Here is an 18,902-nt window from a genome sequence, read left to right on the forward strand (position 1 = left end):
AATTTGCACACAATGAGGCAAATTAGTTCGGGTTTTTAATTTGTTAATAATACACTTAGATTTTAGTCTTTTCTAGCGGTTGATTGGAGTGCAAGACGAAGACTCCTGCGGGAAGAGTAGCTTATGTGAGACTTGTCTAGCTACGGGGCTTAGAGGCACATGTCATAAGTCAATTCGACCAAGAAGGCAAAGAACGCCTTCGTGGTCGATTCGCCTTATGCCAACCGCCTCTTTTCAAAGCCCCTCCGCTTTTCTTCCCGCAGGCTTGCCGAGGAGGCTCACGGGCTACCCGCGGAAAGCGTAGTCTTGCACGGAAATCGTTAGCGATATAAAGAGCCTATACTGATATTGTTCATCTTTATATGGCAATTTTTCAGTTGTGTCCGAACCTCGTTTTTTTATGGATACGGCAGCTTATATCAGTCATCTTTGAAAAATGTTTCTAAAAAATATGTAAAATCAGCCTAACCAGACAGTGGAAATATTTCTTATTCAAAAATATAGAAAACTCACTCAAATTTGTAATAATTTTATAAATATTTTGTAATTTTTGACATATAGAATTATAATCTATTCATAGACAACGATTCAAGGGGGTCCAAATGAAACAAATTCGATACTTCACGCTGCCTGCACAATTTTTACTGACATGTGCCGGTTTATTTCTTTTCAGCGGTGCCGGGGTCCTGCTCTCATACGACATTGAACTGGTAGTCATGATGGGGAAATACTTTCATACCTTATCCGAAACCATCAGTCAATTATTGCATCCTTCTTCACTCATCGTTGAAATCAGCTCCGATCTGAAAGCGAGTGCAGAGCCGGACTATAAGACATACCCTATATATCCCATATTTTTTCAATTGTTCGGATACTCTTTTCTACTTTTATTTCTTGCATTCCTGGCAGCGGCCGCCATTTCTGCACTTCTCAGTTATTGTTTCATGTTCCTGCCAAAAAAAGTGTATAAAGTATGTTTGAAGATCATGGACATTTTTGATTCGCTTCCGGATGTTTTGATCATCGTCTTCATTCAGTTCTTTGTGATCTGGTTTTTCAAAAAGACAGATATTCTTTTGATTGACATCTATACATTGGGCGATGAAAAAGTCTACCTGGTTCCGATTATTTGCCTGGCAATCATGCCGATTGCTTTTCTCACGAAACATTTTCTCTTCCAACTCAGGGAAGAAGAGGAAAAGCCTTATGTGGAATATTCTTTCTCCAAGGGATTTTCCAGGGCGTATACGATATGGGTGCATTTGTTCAGGAATGTGTGGATCCATTTTTATTTTCATATCAAACCGATTTTTCTTTTGATGCTGTCCAATCTATTGATCATCGAAATCCTTTTCAACATCAATGGTTTTATGAATGTCCTGCTTGACGTATCCCAGAGGAACCCGAGTGCTTTCTTTCTGGGCATGCTGATGATTTACATCCCATTTTTCGTGGTGTTCAGCCTGGGCGGGCTCTTGTTAAAAAAATGGCTGCCGCATGAGGAGGTGCAGGCCTGATGAGCATCCGCTTATTACGATTATGGATACCGATCGGGCTCCTGTTGTTACTGATCGCCGTGAGCTTCGTCCTGCCCAGCACCCATCCACATCTTTTTGAACAGGGACCTTCTTATCTAAAGGATGAAGAGACTGGCAAATTACTCGCTTCTCCTCCCTATACCCCTTCTGAAATGGGGCCGATGGGGAGTGATAAGTTAGGGCGAAACGTCTTTTTTGTGCTGATTGAAGGTGCTAAATACACTCTCCTCGCCGCAACTGCGATTGCCTTGATCCGAATGGCCGGAGGCTTTTTGTTCGGATTGACTTACGCATTTCTTCCTGGCTGGGTGAGGCAGGTTTGCAAAGGCCTCGGGGATACGTTCAATTTCATCCCGCTTGCCATTATCGCCTTTGTATTATTGGCTCCCCTTCAGAGAGCATTTGAGACAGGTTCTCTTTATTCCATGAAGTTTCTTGTTATTCAAGTCATCGTGATTTCTCTCATTGTCATCCCTTCACTCGGTATGTACATCGGGGAGGAAATGAGAGAATTTCTTAAAAATGATTTTATTTCAGTTTCAAGGCAGATCGGAGCCGGCAGGTTTTTTATTATCAAGAGACACCTGCGCTCCCAATTCAGCCGCCATGCAATCGTGATGTTTTCCGAACAACTGGCACAGACTCTCTATTTACTCATTCAACTCGGCATCCTGCATATCTGTCTGGGCGGCCTGAGAATGGTGGAATTCGGACTGCTTGAACATAGGCCGGAATATTTCTCCTTCATCAATGACTGGGCTGCCACCATGAGCATCAATATCTATCAGGTCCATCTCTATCCCTGGCTGCTTCTGGCTCCCCTTGCCTTCTTTGCGGCAGCGATTTTTTGTGTGAATGAAATCAACTCGGTTATAAAGGAAGTATTTATTGAAGGAAAGTCTTTGAGGAAACCGAAAAAGATTGTGGTTAAACCTGAGATTCCCCCTTCGTCTGCCGATAATTTGTTTGTCCTTGCCGGCCGTGAAAACAGGAGGGAAAATCATCATGAATCCATTTAAGCTGGCCTTCATCCTTTTAATCATGAGCACCCTCCTCCTGGCGGGCTGCAGAATCGAATGGGATGCCGCACCGGAAGTAAAAACCAAGCAGAATACAGGTAAACTTGTGAAACTTGACGGGAAAGTGAACCTGAAGTCAAATGAGCTCATCATCGAAGGAAAGAGCAATCTCCCTAAAAATTCCGTGATTTATGCAAGTATCAAGGAATACGGCGACCTTTCCAGCAAATACGGAGCCATCATCCATTGGCAGGCGGAGGCAAGTGCGGAAATCACTGCTGAAGGCACCGGGAAAGTGGATAAGGACGGAAACTATTCAATCACTCTTCCCAGGAAGGATCCTTCCAAACGTTATTTATTGGAAGTCCTATTCAACCCGGCTCTGCAGCCTTTGAAAATACAGGAAATCTACGGTATTAACGGAGAGAACATGAAGCTCATAGTCGGTATGACCAAAGTGGATAATGTGACGGTGGTATCCCGTGTTGTTCCAATCGTGAGCATAACCGATCCGAACGGAAACGATATCGCATGGGGATTGTGTGAGACAATGTTCCAGACAAAACCCAAACCAATCAAATAGTCCATCAGAAAAAACCCCCGTTCACACATGAACGGGGGTCTGCTTGTTAAAGAAGTTTCTTTTCAATTTTCTGCTCATAATTCTTGAAAATGGAGCTGTTCGTCTTCACTCTTTTTTTCGAGAGCATCGAGTTGTATCTTATCATCTTTTCGTTGAGGCTCTTCTGCAGTTCTCCTTTTTCCGTCTCATCTTCACAGACCCGGATCAAATCCTCGATCCTCACCATTTCTTTCTTCATATCCATTTCCTCTGTCGAATAACCGGCATTCTTCATGATCCTGTGTGCCATCCTGAGAGCGGGCGGTATCGATAAATCATCGTCCAGATTCTGTGGTTTCCCGTATCCCGGAAGATTTTCAAACTCCCCGTCCTCCTGGGCCATCTTAATCCTTTGTTCTGAAACAATCATTGAAAAATCCATATGAATCCCTCGCTTCCTGTAAAGATCTCAGCGGGACTGGCTCATTATCCAAAAGAAGTGCGGCTGGCCGCTTGTTACTATTAGTGTATACGAAATTCTGCATTTGACCGGTATGATTTTTGACGAAATAGCAACAACCTCCGACTGAGCGTTCAGTCTGGATGCAATCGCCTGTTTTCCAGCTTCCGCCTCCTACATAATTTCATGTCTCATGGAAAAACTATCTTAAGACATCTGAAAGGAGTGTTTCTTTATGGCACGCGGAAAATCATTCGAAGCAAAGAAAAAAGGACATCCAGGCAATTTCCCTAATAATAGCACAACAGAAAGACACACAGAAAAACCACCTGGTGACGAAGAATTGATTGTCACCCAGGAGGCTTTCAAGAACAGGGTCGATAACGACGAACACCGTTTGTAATATGAAACAGGCATCAGGAAATTGCTCCTGATGCCTTCTTTTTCACCTATTGTGCTTTTACTTTTTCCTTCTCATCAACCGTTGACAGATCCATCGCAGGACCAAAGAACTCAAAGTTGATTTTGTCTTCAGGAAGACCGATTTCTTTCAGTGTCATGATCACGGCTTTCATGAATGGTGCCGGTCCGCACACATAGCATTCCGTCTCGCTGTCAACATAGGTGGAGAGGATTTCTTTATTCACATAGCCTGAGAAGTGGCAGAGAGAAACGTTGGACGGATTCTCAAGGATGTAGCAGGCTTCTCCGTTTTCAAGTTTATCCATAAGCCCATCGATATCTTTTCTGAATGCCTGCACGCCTTCATTTTTGCTTGCATGGATGAATGCTGCAGGACGTTGAGGTGTTTCTTCGGCAATGGTTTCAAGCATGCTCATCATAGGTGTAATACCCACACCACCTGAGATGAGTGCAACCTTGCCTTCTTTATTTTCTTGATTCAAGAAGAAGTCTCCTGCAGGGGCGCTCACTTCGACGACGCTTCCTTCCTGAACTTTCTCATGAAGAAATACAGAAACAATTCCGTTTGGATCCACTTCCTCTTCTTTTTTCACAGAGATACGGAAATACTCTTCTTTATATGCACCGGATAGGCTGTATTGACGGATATGGGTATTCTTTTGGCCTGGAATCGTCACACGCACTGAAATGTACTGACCTGGATTGAACGCAGGTACTTTCTCCCCATCCTGCGGCTTCAGGTAGAAAGAAGTGATTACATCGCTCTCTTTCACTTTCTTGGCAACGACGAATGGTTTGAAGTCACGGAAGCCCGCTTCCTTGCTTTCTGCTTCCACGTACATCTGCTCTTCCACATCGATGAAGACTCCTGCAATCACACCGTAAGCGTCAGCCCATGCCCCGATGATTTCATCAGTGGCTGCATCGCCAAGCACTTCTTTGATGGCACCGAGCAAGTGCTCCCCAACAATCGGATAGTGTTCAGGCTTGATCCCAAGGCTTCTGTGCTTATGAGCGATCTGTTTCACTGCAGGCAGCAATGCTTCCAGCTGATCGATATGCTTGGCAGCTGCATACACCGTATTGGCGAGGGCAGTCTGCTGTCTTCCTTTCTTTTGGTTGGCATGGTTGAAAATGTCCAGCAATTCCGGGTGGCTGGCAAACATATTTTTATAGAATACAGAAGTAATTTCTGTCCCTTTCACTTCTAGAACTGGAGCTGTCGATTTCACGATATCAATTGTTTTTTGAGATAACATTTCATTCACCTCTAAAGAAATATTTTTAATACATCTTTAACTTACACCCATAACAGCTTCAAAGCAATATTATAAATACTTCTTTAACAGATTAGACACAATTGCATACATTATTTAGACACAATCGTTTCCGGTTAGTATAATAGGTACATGGGAAGGAAAAGGGTGAATTCAAATGAAATTGACACTATACACTGACTATTCACTGAGAGTCCTGATCTATCTGGCGTCCAAGCCTAAATCCGAACTCTCTACTATAAAAGAAATCGCAGACTCTTATCAGATATCGAAGAATCACCTGATGAAAGTTACCTATGAACTGGGCAAAATGGGGGTCATCGAGACCATCCGCGGCCGTTACGGCGGCATCAAGCTCGCCAAGGAGCCCGCTGACATCAACATCGGGAAGCTCGTACGGAAAACAGAAGAAGACTTCGAACTGGTCGAATGCTTCGGTAAAAACAACAGCTGCGTCATCACTCCCGTATGCGGCCTCAAGCATGTCCTCGCCAAAGCCCTGAACGCTTATCTGACTGTGCTTGACGGATATACACTTGCCGACCTCGTAACCAATCCGATGGATTACCGCCTGCTTTTTCAACAGCAGCACCCTGAAACCGAACAGTAATGGTGGAAGCCTCTCATAGTTGTGAGAGGCTTCTTATTTTAGGTTCTTCCGGCGCTCTTTATGGCCGGGGTGCCAGGCACAATTTGGTCTTTTTGTGCCTGGAACAAAACACCTCTTCTGTACCAGCACAAACCGCCGTTTCTTTACCAGGCACAATTCGACACTTTTCTACCAGGTACAAACCAACAACTCTGTACCTGGTACAATAACCCGCCCCACACACACCAACTAGAATCCCATCAAAAAAACCTGTCCCCAAACTGGAAACAGGCACTCCGCTTACTTTTTGCTTTCCGCATATTTGAATGTCATCTGCATGAATAGGAAAAAGCTCACAAGCAGTGTGGTTCCGCCGACAATATAAAAGACCATCGTAAACGTACCAGGAAGATTGAACGGATTAAGATTATAGAGCCACATTCCGGACGTCAATCCGAACGTGCCGATGATTGCGGTCCATACGTGAAAGGCTGCAAGTTTTGATGTCTTAGGAACCTCGTAAGAACGATAATACGAAGAAAAGGCAAAAAGACTCAGCCATCCGACAACCAGGATATGAGCATGGATAGGTTTAAAGGCATAGGATCCCGCCCCTGCCATATGCGACCCCATGAAGGCGCCGATTAATGCATACACCGCGGACATTCTTAATAAAAGTACATTCCAGGCCAACCAGGTTTCCCCCTTCATTTCACTAAAGATATAAGATTATTATATCCGCGGGTCTTCAGGCATGTCGACAAAATGCGCGCATTGTTAAAGAACGTTCATATTCCCTTTTCTCCGATAAAGGGGGGCCCCTCTATTTATGTCGGTTGAAAACACTTGCAAACCTTGATGGCACTGATACAATTGAATTGTAATAGAACATTCTGAAAAAAAGGAGAATACATATGTCTAACTTTCAGCAAAACCTTGAAAAGTACGCAGATCTTGCCGTTCAAGTCGGTGTGAACGTGCAAAAGGGTCAAACGTTGGTGATCAACACCTCCATTGATGCGGCAGAGTTTGTCCGCCTTGTAGTCAAAAAAGCCTATGAAGTGGGCGCAAAGCATGTTTATGTGAATTGGAATGACGATGTTGTGAATCGTACTAAGTATGATCTAGCACCAGATGAGGCATTCCAGGAGTTCCCTCAGTGGAAAGCACGTGAAGTCGAAGAGCTCGCAGAAGGCGGCGCTGCGTTCATGAGCATCGTCTCCTCAAGCCCGGACCTTCTGAAGGGTGTTGACCCTGACCGCATCTCCAACTTCCAGAAGGTTGCCGGTAAAGCGATGTCCAAATACCGTCAGTTCATCCAATCCGATAAAGTAAGCTGGTGTGTACTTGCCGCTCCTTCTAAAGACTGGGCTGCAAAAGTATTCCCGGATGCTTCCGAAGAGGAGCAAGTGGACTTATTATGGGATGCCATCTTCAAAGCCGTCCGCGCTGATCAGGCAGATCCAGTTCAGGCTTGGAAGGACCATGATGCAACACTTCATGAAAAAGTGGAATACCTGAACGATAAAAACTACCAAAAGCTTCACTACACTGCTCCGGGTACAGACCTGACAATCGAGCTTCCGAAAGGTCACCTTTGGGTAGGTGCAGGAAGTGTGAATGAGCAGGGTGTCGAGTTCATGGCGAATATGCCGACAGAAGAAGTCTTCACTGTCCCATTGAAAACAGGAGTCAACGGTACGGTTTCAAGCACGAAGCCATTAAGCTACGGCGGGAACGTGATCGACAATTTCACCATCACATTCGAAAACGGCCGTATCGTCGACGTAAAAGCCGAAGAAGGCGAAGAAATCCTGAAGCGCCTTGTAGACACGGATGAAGGCTCGCACTACCTTGGAGAAATCGCGCTGGTTCCTCATAAATCACCGATTTCCCAATCAAACGTCCTTTTCTACAACACGTTGTTTGACGAGAACGCTTCAAACCACCTTGCCATCGGAAATGCCTATGCATTCTGTATCGAAGGCGGAAAGAAAATGAGTCAGGAAGAACTTGATGAAAACGGATTGAACAACAGTATCACCCACGTTGATTTCATGATCGGTTCAGACAAGATGAACATTGATGGAATCAAAGAAGACGGTACGGAAGAACCTGTCTTTCGTGACGGCGGCTGGGCGTTCTAATTTCATCCGTGATTGAAAAACCGGGAATGGGCTGCGGCTCCATTTCCGGTTTTTTAATATATAAAAGAAGAATCCTGCAACTCATAGACCTCCGAACTCTTTTGTCAGGGCAATCGCTGCCATTGTGGCACCCGCAACCTGTCCATAGCTGCCGAATGCCGTTATTTGAAGACCCAACTCTCTTTTCCCCTTCAGGATAAAATTTTCCCCAACTCCTTCAATGATGGCTCCAAGAGCTTGAACAGTATTCCCTGCAGCCAGCAGGTCTTTGTATCTCAGCTGACTTAAGCCTGCACCGTACGCCTCGAAGCCAAGGCCCGTCGCCTGGATTGAGTCCCCGACCACATCAAGTTTCAACCCTTCTGTTTCTTCACCGGAGAATTGAAGTTCAGCTGCCACTACGTTTGTGGCATTACCCGAAGCCTGCACCCATTCTCCTATGATCCTGAGCCATTCCGCCTCAGAACCGTCAAACAACTGAAGGGATCCCACTCCCTGAAGGGAATTCCCCGATGCCTCAAAGCCGTTGCCAATCGAGACGAACCTGTAACCCGGGGAGCCTGCTCCCGAATCCTTTACAAGAAGGGTCTCCCCGACAGCAGCAATCACTGTGCCAGCCACTTGTGTCCATGCTCCGCTAAGGATAATCTCTTCACCCGTCATGACTGCTCCCCCTCCCGCACTATAAAGATACAATAGTGTATTCAGTATTATGAAGATACGTCTTGAAATTTGTAAATTCCAGTAAATCTATCTTGTCTTATTTCATTTCCCGAGCTATGATATTCTAGTTCATCAAGAGTTTTCAAAGGGGAGGAGAAATAGATGAGAATTCGCGATTGGGACCGCAATCTGAAAGTGCGGCTGTTTGGGGAAGCAGCGATCAACATCACATTCTGGATGTTTTTTCCGTTCCTGACGATTTATTTTACGGAAGCATTCGGTAAACAGACTGCAGGATTATTGTTGGTCCTTTCTCAAGTGTTTGCGGTGGCAGCCAACCTGATGGGAGGTTATTGCGCGGACCGTTTCGGACGGAAGACGATGATGGTGATCTCCGCCTTCGGACAGGGATTTGCCTTTCTGATATTTGGCCTGGCAAGCTCGCCTTGGCTTGATTCCGCAATGATTGGATTCATTTGTTTCAGCTTAGTGGGGGTATTCGGTTCATTTTACTGGCCTGCAAGTCAGGCGATGGTTGCCGATGTGGTCGATGAGAAAGACAGGAGCCACGTGTTTGCAGTGTTTTATACGTCCATCAATATAGCTGTGGTCGTCGGACCGATCTTAGGCGGTATTTTCTATGTGCACTATAGATTCGAGCTCCTTGTGGCTGCAGCCATCATTTGTATGGGACTGTCTTTTCTTTTATATAAAATGACCCGTGAAACCGCACCCGGGGATCGAAGCAAGCTGCTTGTGACTGAGGGCAAAAAGAAAGCCTGGTACAGCGTGATGACCGATCAATTCAGGGATTACGGGGTTATTTTCAAAGATAAAACGTTCTTATTATTCATTCTTGCAGGGATCCTTGTCGGGCAGACATTCATGCAGCTCGACCTGCTTATACCTGTTTATATCAAAGATGTAATGGATAAGGCTGTGCTATTCAGCATCGGCGACTGGTCCCTGACGCTGGTGAGCGAGCAGATCTTCGGACTTATCCTTTCGGAAAATGGATTCTTCGTAGCGCTATTGACTGTTGTCATCACGCGCTGGATCACCAAGTTCCGCGAGCGGAATGTGTTCATCCTGTCATCCGTTATTTATGCAGGATCGATCCTTATGTTCGGGCTGTCGAGCTCCGTATGGTTCTTCATCGCCGCGATGGCCGTATTCACGTTCGCAGAACTTATGACCGCAGGCATCCAGCAGAGCTTTGTCTCGAAGCTTGCACCGGATCACATGAGAGGACAGTATTTTGCGGCGGCAAGCCTGCGTTTTACGATCGCAAGGACGATTGCACCGCTGTCGATCACCCTCTCGCTCTATGCCGGGTATAACTGGACATTCATCATCTTATCGCTGCTAGCATTGATCAGCGCAGGCTTGTTCTACATCATGTTTGAACGTTTCGAAAAGGAAGAAATCCAATTAAAGAAGGCTGTCCAATAAAAAGGAATGATCCCCAGTGGATTATTCCTTTTTTTTTTAGAAATTTTCAGAAAAGCCCGAATCCGAAAAATTCCTTCCCACCCCTTTAAACGTAAAAACTCAGATGTTACAATGTACAACCGTAAGCAATCTTAATGTAACTCTCGACCCGAGTTAGTCGGAGATTCCAATCAATACTACGCAGAAAGGATGTTTCAGATGCATAGAGGAAGCAAAGGCTGGTACGTGGAAGAACTTAAAAAAGCAGGCGTTCGCCGCCACGAGGAACGCAAAGTTGAATCTTACAAAAAGCACGTTCTGGCTAACTTACTAGAACGTACAAAATAATAGAAAATGAGGGACGGGCCTTCATTCCTATGACCTGGTCACAGGAATGGAGGCCCGTCCCTTTTTGGTTTGCGTGGGAATTTTCTTAATTTAGTAGAATAAAAAGACTATTGTCATGTAAGCATTTACTTTTGAAAAAAACATTGTTGCGGTATTCCAGGCTGTGTTACAGTAGACAACATATTTTAATCATTTCATACGAATTCCTTATATATCTATGGTGATATGGACCATAAGTCTCTACCTGGCAGCCGTAAAATGCCGGACTATAAGGAAAGTTGGATCACAGCTTTTTTACGTGTATGCAGACTTTCTTATAGTATAGAAGATTGTCTGTGTGCACGTTTTTTTATTCTTCCATGAGGTCTGACATCAGATCTATAGGGGTTCGTCATTTCATTCACTGGAGGTATTATAATGGATATACTACTCGGTTTCTTATCACTCGCCGGGGTCCTCTTCCTCGGCTGGCTTTGGAGCGGCAACCGCTCGGCAATCAAATGGAAGACGATCGGAATCGGCATTGCCCTTGAATTCCTTCTTGTGCTTTTCGTCCTGAAAGTTCCGTTCGGGCAGACCCTGCTGAAAAAGACGGCACTTGGTGTCCAGAAGGTCATCGATTACAGTAATGAAGGAATCATGTTTGTATTCGGCGGCTTTTTTGAAAAAGGCAGCAACATCACATTTGTATTTGCCATCAATGTGCTCGGGGCCATCATTTTCATTTCCGCCGTCATATCTGCCTTGTACTATTTACGCATCATCCCGTTTTTTGTAAAGTATATCGGCATCGTCCTGGGGAAAATCCTTGGCACGACGAAGGTCGAATCGTTCAATGCCATTGGGAATTCATTCCTTGGACTGGTCGAGGCACCGCTTCTGGTCAAGCCTTATCTGGCAAAATTGACGCGTTCGGAGCTGTTCGCCGTCATGGTCGGCGGGACCGCTTCTGCCAGCGGAGCGATTCTGATCGGTTATTCACTGATGGGGATCGATATGAAGTATCTGCTTCTATCTGTCTTCAGTGTACCGCTCGTCTCGCTCGTCATGGCCAAGGTCATGGAGCCTGAAACCGAGGAATCAAATACAAACGGAAACATCTCGCTCGGAAAAACCGGTCACACCAACATTTTTGAAGCCATTTCCGAAGGCGCGATCAGCGGTGTTCAGCTTGCCATCAATATCGGAGGGCTGCTGATTGCCTTTATCGGGATCCTTGCCCTTGTGAACGGGGTACTCGGTCTCGTCCATACGGACCTTTCCACGATATTCGGTTATATCTTCTATCCAATCGCGTTATTGGTGGGAGTTCCGGCGGATGAAGCATTCCGCGCTGCATCCATCATCGGGACAAAGCTTTCCGTCAATGAATTCGTTGCGTACGATCAGCTTTCAGGCATGATTGATGAATTATCGCCAAAAACGGTCGCAATCTTGTCCGTGGCCCTGTGTAACTTTGCAAATCTTTCATCTATCGGTCAATTGATCGTCGGACTTGGGTCCCTGGAACCTTCCCAGCGTCCGACCGTGTCAAAACTGAGCTTAAAAGCGATTGCTGCAGGAACACTGGCTAGTTTCATCACAGCGATCATTGTCAGTATGTTCATCTGATTTTTTCACCTTGGGGCTCTTTATCGGCCGCTTTCTTAAAAAAATTCGCCTATCAGGTTTCTATTCTGCGTCTTTGGTGAATAGTAAAAGGTAGTGTACATTTATTTCTTGGACGGAAGGTGAAAGATGATGAGAGAGAAAAAATTCATGAAAGAAACGAAAACAAGCAAAACCACCCATGTGCTTCCGCCGGACACCAACCATCACGGTACCTTGTTCGGAGGGAAACTGATGGCCTATATAGACGATGTGGCGTCCATCGCTGCCACGCGCCATGCACGCAAGCCGGTCGTCACTGCATCCACAGACTCGGTCGACTTTCTTCAACCGATAAAAGTCGGGGATGCCGTTACACTTGAAGCGATGGTGACCTACACCGGCCGCAGTTCGATGGAGGTCGGAGTCAAAGTCACATCGGAAGTGCTGCTGACAGGCGAAACAAACGTAGCAGCCATTTCCTTCTTAACGTTTGTTGCCCTTGAGGACGGCAAGCCGGTCGTGATCCCGGAGGTCGTACCGGAAACGGAAGAAGAAAAATGGCTTAACGAAACGGCGAAGAACCGTGCAGAACACCGGAAAGCACGTAAAAAGCACAGCCAGGAGCTGGCTGAATTTTTCAGGAATGCCTATTAGTTTTTGCAGAGGTGCCCATATTGGGCATCTTTTTTTGTTGCGGGATTTTTCTAAATACTCCCACATTTCCCCTACCCCTAACATTCCTTCTCCTCTCTCCGATAATACAAAGGTACGGACAAGTACAATGTCTTATTCTTACAACTATACGGAGGTACTGTTTTGAAAAAATTCATATTGATATTACTGGTGATGATGCTTTCTGCAGCGGGCTGCTCGTCAGCTTCATCAGAGGAAAAACCGGATGAAAATATACAAACGATCGGGATTCTGCTCTCTGACACCGGTCTCGGCGATGGATCGTTCAACGATTCCGCGTTCCGCGGACTCGAACGGGCCAGGGACGAACTCGGAATCCTGTTTGATTACCGGGAAGCACCGGATGGGAATTTTGAGGAAGCACTGGAGGAACTTGTGGCCCAGGATCACGATTTGGTGATCGGGCTTGGCTTCTCCATCCAGGAAGCGCTGGAGAAGGTGGCGAAGGAACATCCGAAACAGCAGTTCTTGCTGATCGATGGATCTTCGGAGCTGGATAATATCACGATTACATTTAAAGAGCAGGAAGGCAGTTTTCTTGTCGGGATGGTGGCGGCGATGAAATCGAAATCGAATAAACTGGGGTTCATCGGCGGTGCGGATGCCCCGGTTATCCACCGTTTTGAAAAGGGCTTTGAGCAGGGTGCGAAATATGTGAACCCATCGATCACCATTTTAAAGGACAATGCCAACAACTTTGGGGATGCAGCCCTTGGAAGCAGCATTGCTGAAAAACAGATAGAGCAGGGAGCGGACTTCATTTACCCTGCTGCCGGGTTTACCGGGGTCGGCTCGATTCAGGCTGCACAGAAGGCAGGGATTTATTCCGGAGGTGTCGACTCCGATCAATACTTCATTGCGGAAAAATCTGTGGTGACGTCCATGCTGAAAAAGATCGATAACGCTGTATTCAACCTCACTCAGCAATTAGTATCTGAAGGCAGTATTTCGGAGTCTTCATTTGAACTCGGCTTAAAAGAAGATGGGGTCGGTCTGGCCCCTGTCCGTATCACGGAATTGACAGACGAGGAAAGCAAAAAGATCAAAGAGGCGACTGACAAGATTATTTCAGGAGAAGTCAGTATCGAAACGAACTAATCCCAACTAAGGAGTTTATTTTACATGGCACTGAAAAAACGATTAATGATATTGGGGTTCATCCCCCTCATTCTTTCAACCATCATTATAGGATACGTCATTTCTAAATTGTTTTTCCTTCAAAGTTCGGCAAATGAAGACGTAAAGGTCCTCGTAGAAACGGAAAAGCTTCGCGGTGACCTTATCGTTACTAAGCAGGCTCTCGCCAATTATTCTGCCAACACATCTGCTGAAAATAAACTGATGGCGGAAACTATTTTGAAGGAAACCTCTTCACAGATTGACGATCTTCAAAGCATCCTCTCAGTTAAGGACCAGCAGGAGTCCTTGGACCTTGTCCAAACAAAGTTCAATGAGCTGCAGGAAGCTTCTGAAAAAGCACTGAAAGATGGGAACAAAGCGGAAGTTAAGCGGCAGTCCCTCCGAATCTCCGGGGCCCTTAATGATATGCATCTTTTAAATAAGCAGACATCCGACTGGTATCAAAACTTATTGAAAGAGAATGAGGAAAATATCACATTCATTGTATGGGCTACCCTTATCGGCTTCTTGACCGCCATCCTCTTATCAGTCGGTGCGTCGATGATCCTGTCAAACCGGATTGTAAAACCATTGAACTCGATGGTTCAAAATGCAGAAAGGATCGCAAGCGGGGATTTGACAGTTTCGTTTGAGGAAAGCCAAAAGAACGACAGTAAGTTTGAAGTCCATAAACTTCAATCAGCCTTTCAGCATATGGTGAAAAACCTGCGCAGTACGGTTCAGACCGTCAATGAAATCGGCACGGGCGTTGAACAATTCACAAGGGATGTTAAAGCGCAAATGGCCAATCTTTCAGAAAGCAGCAGCGGAGTCGCCGTCGCAACAGAAGAGCTGGCCAAAGGAAGCCAGGCGATTTCAGAGGATGTACAGTCAACTGCATCACTTATGGCCGTGATGGGAGAAGAATTCGCGGCCAATATGCGCGGGAGCCGGGAATCTTCAGCCAACAGCAAAGTGGCTCTCCAATCCGTGGAACACGGAAGGACATCGCTTTCCAAGCAAAAAGAATTTGCAGAATCCATCACGGATTCTTCCGCATCGATTGAACAATCAGTAGAGGCTTTCGCAAAGTATACCGGAGAAATCGAACAGGCTTCGCAATCTGTAAGAGAGATCGCTGAACAGACCAACCTCCTTGCCCTTAACGCAGCAATTGAAGCTGCACGTGCAGGGGACGCTGGAAAAGGTTTCGCCGTGGTAGCCCAGGAAGTTCGCAAGCTCGCCGAAGATTCTTCGGTCGCAACTGAAAGGATCGGAAACATGGTCGCAAGCATCAAAGAAGGCATCCATTCAATCATGGAAGCTTCCCGGAAAGGGAGCAGCCTTTCCAGCCGGCAAATGGAGTCGATGACCGTCACCGAAAGTGCTTTTGAAGAAATAGCAGGCAATGTCACTGCAATCTATGAAAAATTAAACGACCTGGAACAAGGCATGTCGGCTTCCAATGAGCGTACGGTCAATGTCATTTCAGCCGTGGAAAACATCTCTGCGATCACTGAAGAAACAGCAGCCGGCACCGAAGAAATCTACTCATCTGCAGAAGAACAGCTCCGCTACTTCGATCAGATGAACCAGCAGGTCTCCGAGTTGAACGCAATGACTGTTAAGATGAAACAGGAACTGGATAAATTCACATTATAAAGAATCTCTTCAAAAAGAGACCGGGCCCGGGTCCGGTCTCTTACTTATTAACTGTCTGCTATTAATGAAATGCAACATACAGAGCTTTATCCCCACTCTGATCCTTCTAATATCTGATACTAATTTACTCAAGCCACAATGATTTTTTCATTATATTACCTATTCACCCCCGGTATCACCTTCCTACTAGTCGTAATTGCACCCGCCGCATTGTTACAGGACGTTTAAATTTATTTAACGAGAGGCCGGGTGACCCGCTGCTCAAAATACATACCTAGGTATTTAAAAAGGCTATGTACAGACCTTTCAGTCAAAACAATCTATGTCATACTTTGTAACATTGTGTCGGTGGTAAATATCTCCACCTACAAAAACGCCAAAAATCTCCTATACTATATAGAAGGTTATACTGTGTAGAATTCTTATAGTTGGAGGAATTTTGATGTTATCAAACTCTGAAATCGGGATCGATTTAGGAACCGCAAATATTCTAGTTTATAGTAAAAATAAAGGAATCATTTTAAACGAACCTTCTGTAGTCGCCATCGACACAGAAACTAAAAACGTATTAGCTGTCGGCGTAGAAGCCAAAAGTATGATCGGGAAGACACCTGGTAAAATCGTAGCAGTTCGCCCGTTGAAGGACGGCGTCATCGCTGACTTTGATGTTACGACTGAAATGCTTAAGCAAGTGATGAAAAAAGCGAGTAAAAAACTTGGATTCTCCATCCGCAAGCCAAATGTTGTCGTATGTACTCCATCAGGCGCAACAAGTGTTGAACGCAGGGCGATCCAGGATGCTGTGCGCGGAAGCGGTGCAAAAACAGTCACTCTTATCGAGGAGCCTGTTGCAGCTGCGATCGGTGCTGACCTTCCGGTTGATGAGCCTGTCGCGAACGTAATCGTAGACATCGGCGGAGGAACGACTGAAGTAGCCATCATCTCTTACGGAGGCGTGGTATCCTGCAACACGATCCGCATCGGCGGGGACCAAATGGACGAAGACATCATCCAGCACGTACGTAAACGCTACAACCTGCTGATCGGGGAAAGAACGGCGGAAAACATCAAGATCGAAGTCGGCCATGCGCTGATCGATCACGAAGAACGTACAATGGAAATCCGGGGACGCGACCTTGTGACCGGACTTCCGAAGACAATCTCACTAACGTCCTACGAAATCCAGAGTGCACTGAAGGAATCACTCCTTCACATCCTGGAAACGATCCGAGCGACACTTGAGAACTGCCCTCCTGAACTGAGCGGGGACATCGTGGACCGCGGAGTAATCCTGACAGGCGGAGGCTCACTCTTAAACGGACTTCAGGACTGGCTCAGCCATGAAATCGTCGTCCCTGTCCACCTTGCACCGAATCCATTGGAATCCGTGGCCATCGGTACAGGACGTTCACTTACAGTGATTCATAAGCTTCAGAAGGTAAGATAATGGCACTTTGCAGTTAAACGGACGGACTCCCGGTGGATCGGGGGGCCGTTTTTTTGTGTTGGATGTTTGGGTGGGGCCGTTTGGTGTTTTCTGCATGCCCCGGTGCGGCTGTTGAATCGGTTGCGAAATTTGTCGTTTCTTGAAGAATTGTCGGTATTCGCTGTATTTTTGTTGGTAAACGCTGAAAATTGTTGGTATCCGCCCATTTTCGTCGGTAAATTCTAATTTTTGTCGGTAAATCCAAAAAATTGTTGGAAAACCTATACTCCATGCCCTCCCCTCAACTCCCCGCACCCCGCCAAACCACTATCCCCAAATTCAAACCCCTATTTTACCCTCCCAAAAACAATTTCAAACATAAAATGATCCAAATCCTTCTTTTTTCCGTTAGCTATATAGAAGCAAGTTATTGTTAATTGAGTTAATAGGGTTATTTTAGTATCCTTAATTTACTTATGTCATGTTTAAGGAGCGTATTATGCCACAAGAAATCAAGGATATTGATTTATACAGGAAAGTGGTCGAGGATCGGGATTCGGCTGCTCTCAGGCAGCTATACCGAAAATATGAAAAATTGATTTATTCATTTACGTATAAAATGACTGCCGACCGGGAGATTGCGGAAGAAGTCATTCAGGAGGTCTTCCTGAAGATTTGGAAGGAACATGCCCCCTACCAAAGCTCGAAGGGGAAGTTTTCCTCGTGGCTGCTGACGATGACCCGGAACACTTGCCTCGACGCACTGCGCAAACGCAAAAAGCATGAGGCGGTCGAGTATATGGAGTACGATTCCCTCAACGTTCAGGTGAGCAATGAGACACCTGCGGATATCGTGGAATGGAAGGAAAAAGGAAATGCGATACGGGACTGCATCCGTACGCTGAAAGAAGATCAGCAGCGGATCGTCCATTTATTTTATTTCAAGGGATTGACGCAGCAGACGATTTCGAGGAGCACCGATACGCCGCTCGGTACAGTTAAAGGAAGAATACGGCTGGCACTGAAACATCTGCACAGCTGTCTAAAAGGGAAAGGAGGGCAAATGGAATGACTCGCCACTGTGATCATTTACTCGATTATTACAACCAGCACTTGAATGAGTCTGACAAAGACGTGTTCGAGAAGCATCTGGAGAACTGTTCAGAATGCCGGGAAGCCTTAAGCGAGCTGTACCAGCTGAATGAGTTCCTCCCCTATGCATCCGAGCCCATCGACCCTCCGAAAGGATTGGAAGAGCGGGTTTTTGCCAATATAAAAGAAAACGTTACTCTTTTCAGAAAAGAAAAGCCGCAGAGACGCTGGCTCTTCCCTTCTGCAGCAGCTGTGCTCGCCCTGTCGTTACTTGGCAACGCCTATCTGTTCACGCAGGTTCAAATGAAGAAGGAAATCGAGGAACAGGCCGTAATCGATCAGGTTACCCAATATGTCGAACTCGCTGCGGTTACAGGAAACGCAAAAGGTACAGCAAGTATCATCAAGCAGGGTGAACAATCAAGCCTTGTCGTGCAGGCTTCTCAGCTGAAAGACCTAACGAATGAAGAAGTGTACCAGGTGTGGCTCATCAAAGATGAAAAGCCTCAGCGCGCAGGTACATTTGTGACCGGACAGGACGGAAAAGGATCAGTCATCTTTAAGATGACTGAAGAATTCGCAAGGGAAGACTGGGATACCGTCGCCATCACCCTGGAACCTGATGCAAACAGTCAGCTTCCGGAGGGGGATATCGTTCTCGCCTCTGAAATATAAATACAATTGAATTCAGTCTTCAAAAAAACTCAGGTACCTTGCTGCCTGAGTTTTTTATTCATTACATAAACTGCAGCCGATGTGCTCTTAAAAGTTTAGGACGTTATTCCCGGCGGTAAAAACACGTATACGACAGAAGACCCATTCGATATACAGAAACTTGTTTTGAGAAGCTACATGAGCATACA

19 protein-coding genes and 1 riboswitch are annotated in these 18,902 nt (G+C 45.8%); of the genes, 15 read left to right on the forward strand and 4 right to left on the reverse strand.

All coding sequences use genetic code 11. From position 1 onward, the window contains the following. The first annotated feature begins 602 nt into the window (after positions 1–602). From ACKA06_RS00965 to ACKA06_RS00975, 3 genes are read left to right on the forward strand one after another with little or no spacing between them, the layout of a single operon-like run. Positions 603–1,517 carry an ABC transporter permease subunit gene (locus ACKA06_RS00965; RefSeq protein ID WP_032085632.1) on the forward strand — a complete coding sequence of 305 codons (915 nt, stop codon included), beginning with the start codon at positions 603–605 and terminating at the stop codon, positions 1,515–1,517. Next, positions 1,517–2,557 (forward strand): hypothetical protein, encoded by a 1,041-nt coding sequence (locus ACKA06_RS00970; protein ID WP_058298967.1) that lies wholly within the window; start codon positions 1,517–1,519, stop codon positions 2,555–2,557. The genes ACKA06_RS00965 and ACKA06_RS00970 overlap by 1 nt, the downstream gene beginning before the upstream one ends. After that, positions 2,544–3,140, forward strand: coding sequence for a hypothetical protein (locus tag ACKA06_RS00975; protein WP_197670070.1), 597 nt, complete (start codon positions 2,544–2,546; stop codon positions 3,138–3,140). The genes ACKA06_RS00970 and ACKA06_RS00975 overlap by 14 nt, the downstream gene beginning before the upstream one ends. Before the next feature lie 46 nt (positions 3,141–3,186). On the opposite strand, the gene ACKA06_RS00980 is transcribed toward ACKA06_RS00975, so the two are convergent. Then, positions 3,187–3,561, reverse strand: a complete 375-nt coding sequence (locus ACKA06_RS00980; RefSeq protein WP_411158851.1) for a DnaJ family domain-containing protein — start codon at positions 3,559–3,561, stop codon at positions 3,187–3,189. A 253-nt stretch (positions 3,562–3,814) separates the two neighbouring features. On the opposite strand from ACKA06_RS00980, the gene ACKA06_RS00985 reads away from it, so the two are divergent. Then, complete coding sequence (locus ACKA06_RS00985; RefSeq protein WP_169792814.1) at positions 3,815–3,982, forward strand: hypothetical protein; 168 nt, start codon at positions 3,815–3,817, stop codon at positions 3,980–3,982. Between the two features lie 46 nt (positions 3,983–4,028). On the opposite strand, the gene hmpA is transcribed toward ACKA06_RS00985, so the two are convergent. Further along, positions 4,029–5,261: an NO-inducible flavohemoprotein gene (hmpA, locus tag ACKA06_RS00990; protein WP_411158852.1), complete on the reverse strand. Its 1,233-nt coding sequence runs from the start codon at positions 5,259–5,261 to the stop codon at positions 4,029–4,031. Positions 5,262–5,436: 175 nt separating this feature from the next. Between hmpA and ACKA06_RS00995 the strand changes: the two genes are divergently transcribed. Further along, on the forward strand, positions 5,437–5,889 hold the full coding sequence (locus tag ACKA06_RS00995) for an RrF2 family transcriptional regulator (protein ID WP_032085627.1): 453 nt from the start codon (positions 5,437–5,439) through the stop codon (positions 5,887–5,889). Between the two features lie 279 nt (positions 5,890–6,168). Here the strand turns inward: ACKA06_RS00995 and ACKA06_RS01000 are convergent, their stop codons facing one another. Then, entirely contained in the window at positions 6,169–6,561 is a 393-nt protein-coding gene (locus ACKA06_RS01000) for a hypothetical protein (RefSeq protein ID WP_411158853.1), read from the reverse strand. Between the two features lie 221 nt (positions 6,562–6,782). Here ACKA06_RS01000 and ACKA06_RS01005 point away from each other — a divergent pair, with 221 nt between their 5' ends. Continuing rightward, entirely contained in the window at positions 6,783–8,015 is a 1,233-nt protein-coding gene (locus tag ACKA06_RS01005; protein ID WP_064567763.1) for an aminopeptidase, read from the forward strand. 81 nt (positions 8,016–8,096) lie between these two features. On the opposite strand, the gene ACKA06_RS01010 is transcribed toward ACKA06_RS01005, so the two are convergent. Further along, positions 8,097–8,678, reverse strand: a complete 582-nt coding sequence (locus ACKA06_RS01010; protein ID WP_058298973.1) for a DUF6944 family repetitive protein — start codon at positions 8,676–8,678, stop codon at positions 8,097–8,099. A 162-nt stretch (positions 8,679–8,840) separates the two neighbouring features. On the opposite strand from ACKA06_RS01010, the gene ACKA06_RS01015 reads away from it, so the two are divergent. The 9 genes from ACKA06_RS01015 (at position 8,841) to ACKA06_RS01055 (ending at position 18,714) form a co-directional block, all read left to right on the forward strand. After that, positions 8,841–10,130, forward strand: a complete 1,290-nt coding sequence (locus tag ACKA06_RS01015) for an MDR family MFS transporter (RefSeq protein ID WP_032085623.1) — start codon at positions 8,841–8,843, stop codon at positions 10,128–10,130. 198 nt (positions 10,131–10,328) lie between these two features. Beyond that, complete coding sequence (locus ACKA06_RS01020) at positions 10,329–10,457, forward strand: YflJ family protein (RefSeq protein ID WP_064563362.1); 129 nt, start codon at positions 10,329–10,331, stop codon at positions 10,455–10,457. Positions 10,458–10,644: 187 nt separating this feature from the next. Beyond that, positions 10,645–10,746, forward strand: a riboswitch (purine riboswitch). 128 nt (positions 10,747–10,874) lie between these two features. Next, positions 10,875–12,068 (forward strand): NupC/NupG family nucleoside CNT transporter, encoded by a 1,194-nt coding sequence (locus ACKA06_RS01025; RefSeq protein WP_411158854.1) that lies wholly within the window; start codon positions 10,875–10,877, stop codon positions 12,066–12,068. A 129-nt stretch (positions 12,069–12,197) separates the two neighbouring features. Beyond that, a complete protein-coding gene (locus ACKA06_RS01030; protein WP_032085621.1) occupies positions 12,198–12,701 on the forward strand; it encodes an acyl-CoA thioesterase in 504 nt (167 codons plus the stop codon). A gap of 162 nt (positions 12,702–12,863) precedes the next feature. Beyond that, entirely contained in the window at positions 12,864–13,838 is a 975-nt protein-coding gene (locus tag ACKA06_RS01035) for a BMP family lipoprotein (RefSeq protein WP_411158855.1), read from the forward strand. A 24-nt stretch (positions 13,839–13,862) separates the two neighbouring features. Then, positions 13,863–15,521 (forward strand): methyl-accepting chemotaxis protein, encoded by a 1,659-nt coding sequence (locus tag ACKA06_RS01040; protein ID WP_058298977.1) that lies wholly within the window; start codon positions 13,863–13,865, stop codon positions 15,519–15,521. Positions 15,522–15,963: 442 nt separating this feature from the next. Further along, complete coding sequence (gene mreBH / locus ACKA06_RS01045; RefSeq protein WP_058298978.1) at positions 15,964–16,968, forward strand: rod-share determining protein MreBH; 1,005 nt, start codon at positions 15,964–15,966, stop codon at positions 16,966–16,968. A gap of 478 nt (positions 16,969–17,446) precedes the next feature. Continuing rightward, entirely contained in the window at positions 17,447–18,019 is a 573-nt protein-coding gene (locus ACKA06_RS01050) for an RNA polymerase sigma factor (protein WP_411158856.1), read from the forward strand. Further along, positions 18,016–18,714 carry an anti-sigma factor gene (locus ACKA06_RS01055; RefSeq protein ID WP_411158857.1) on the forward strand — a complete coding sequence of 233 codons (699 nt, stop codon included), beginning with the start codon at positions 18,016–18,018 and terminating at the stop codon, positions 18,712–18,714. Before ACKA06_RS01050 ends, ACKA06_RS01055 begins: the two co-directional genes overlap by 4 nt. Positions 18,715–18,902: the final 188 nt, after the last annotated feature.

It is taken from the genome of Rossellomorea oryzaecorticis, assembly GCF_045897515.1.
GTDB lineage: Bacteria > Bacillota > Bacilli > Bacillales > Bacillaceae_B > Rossellomorea > Rossellomorea enclensis.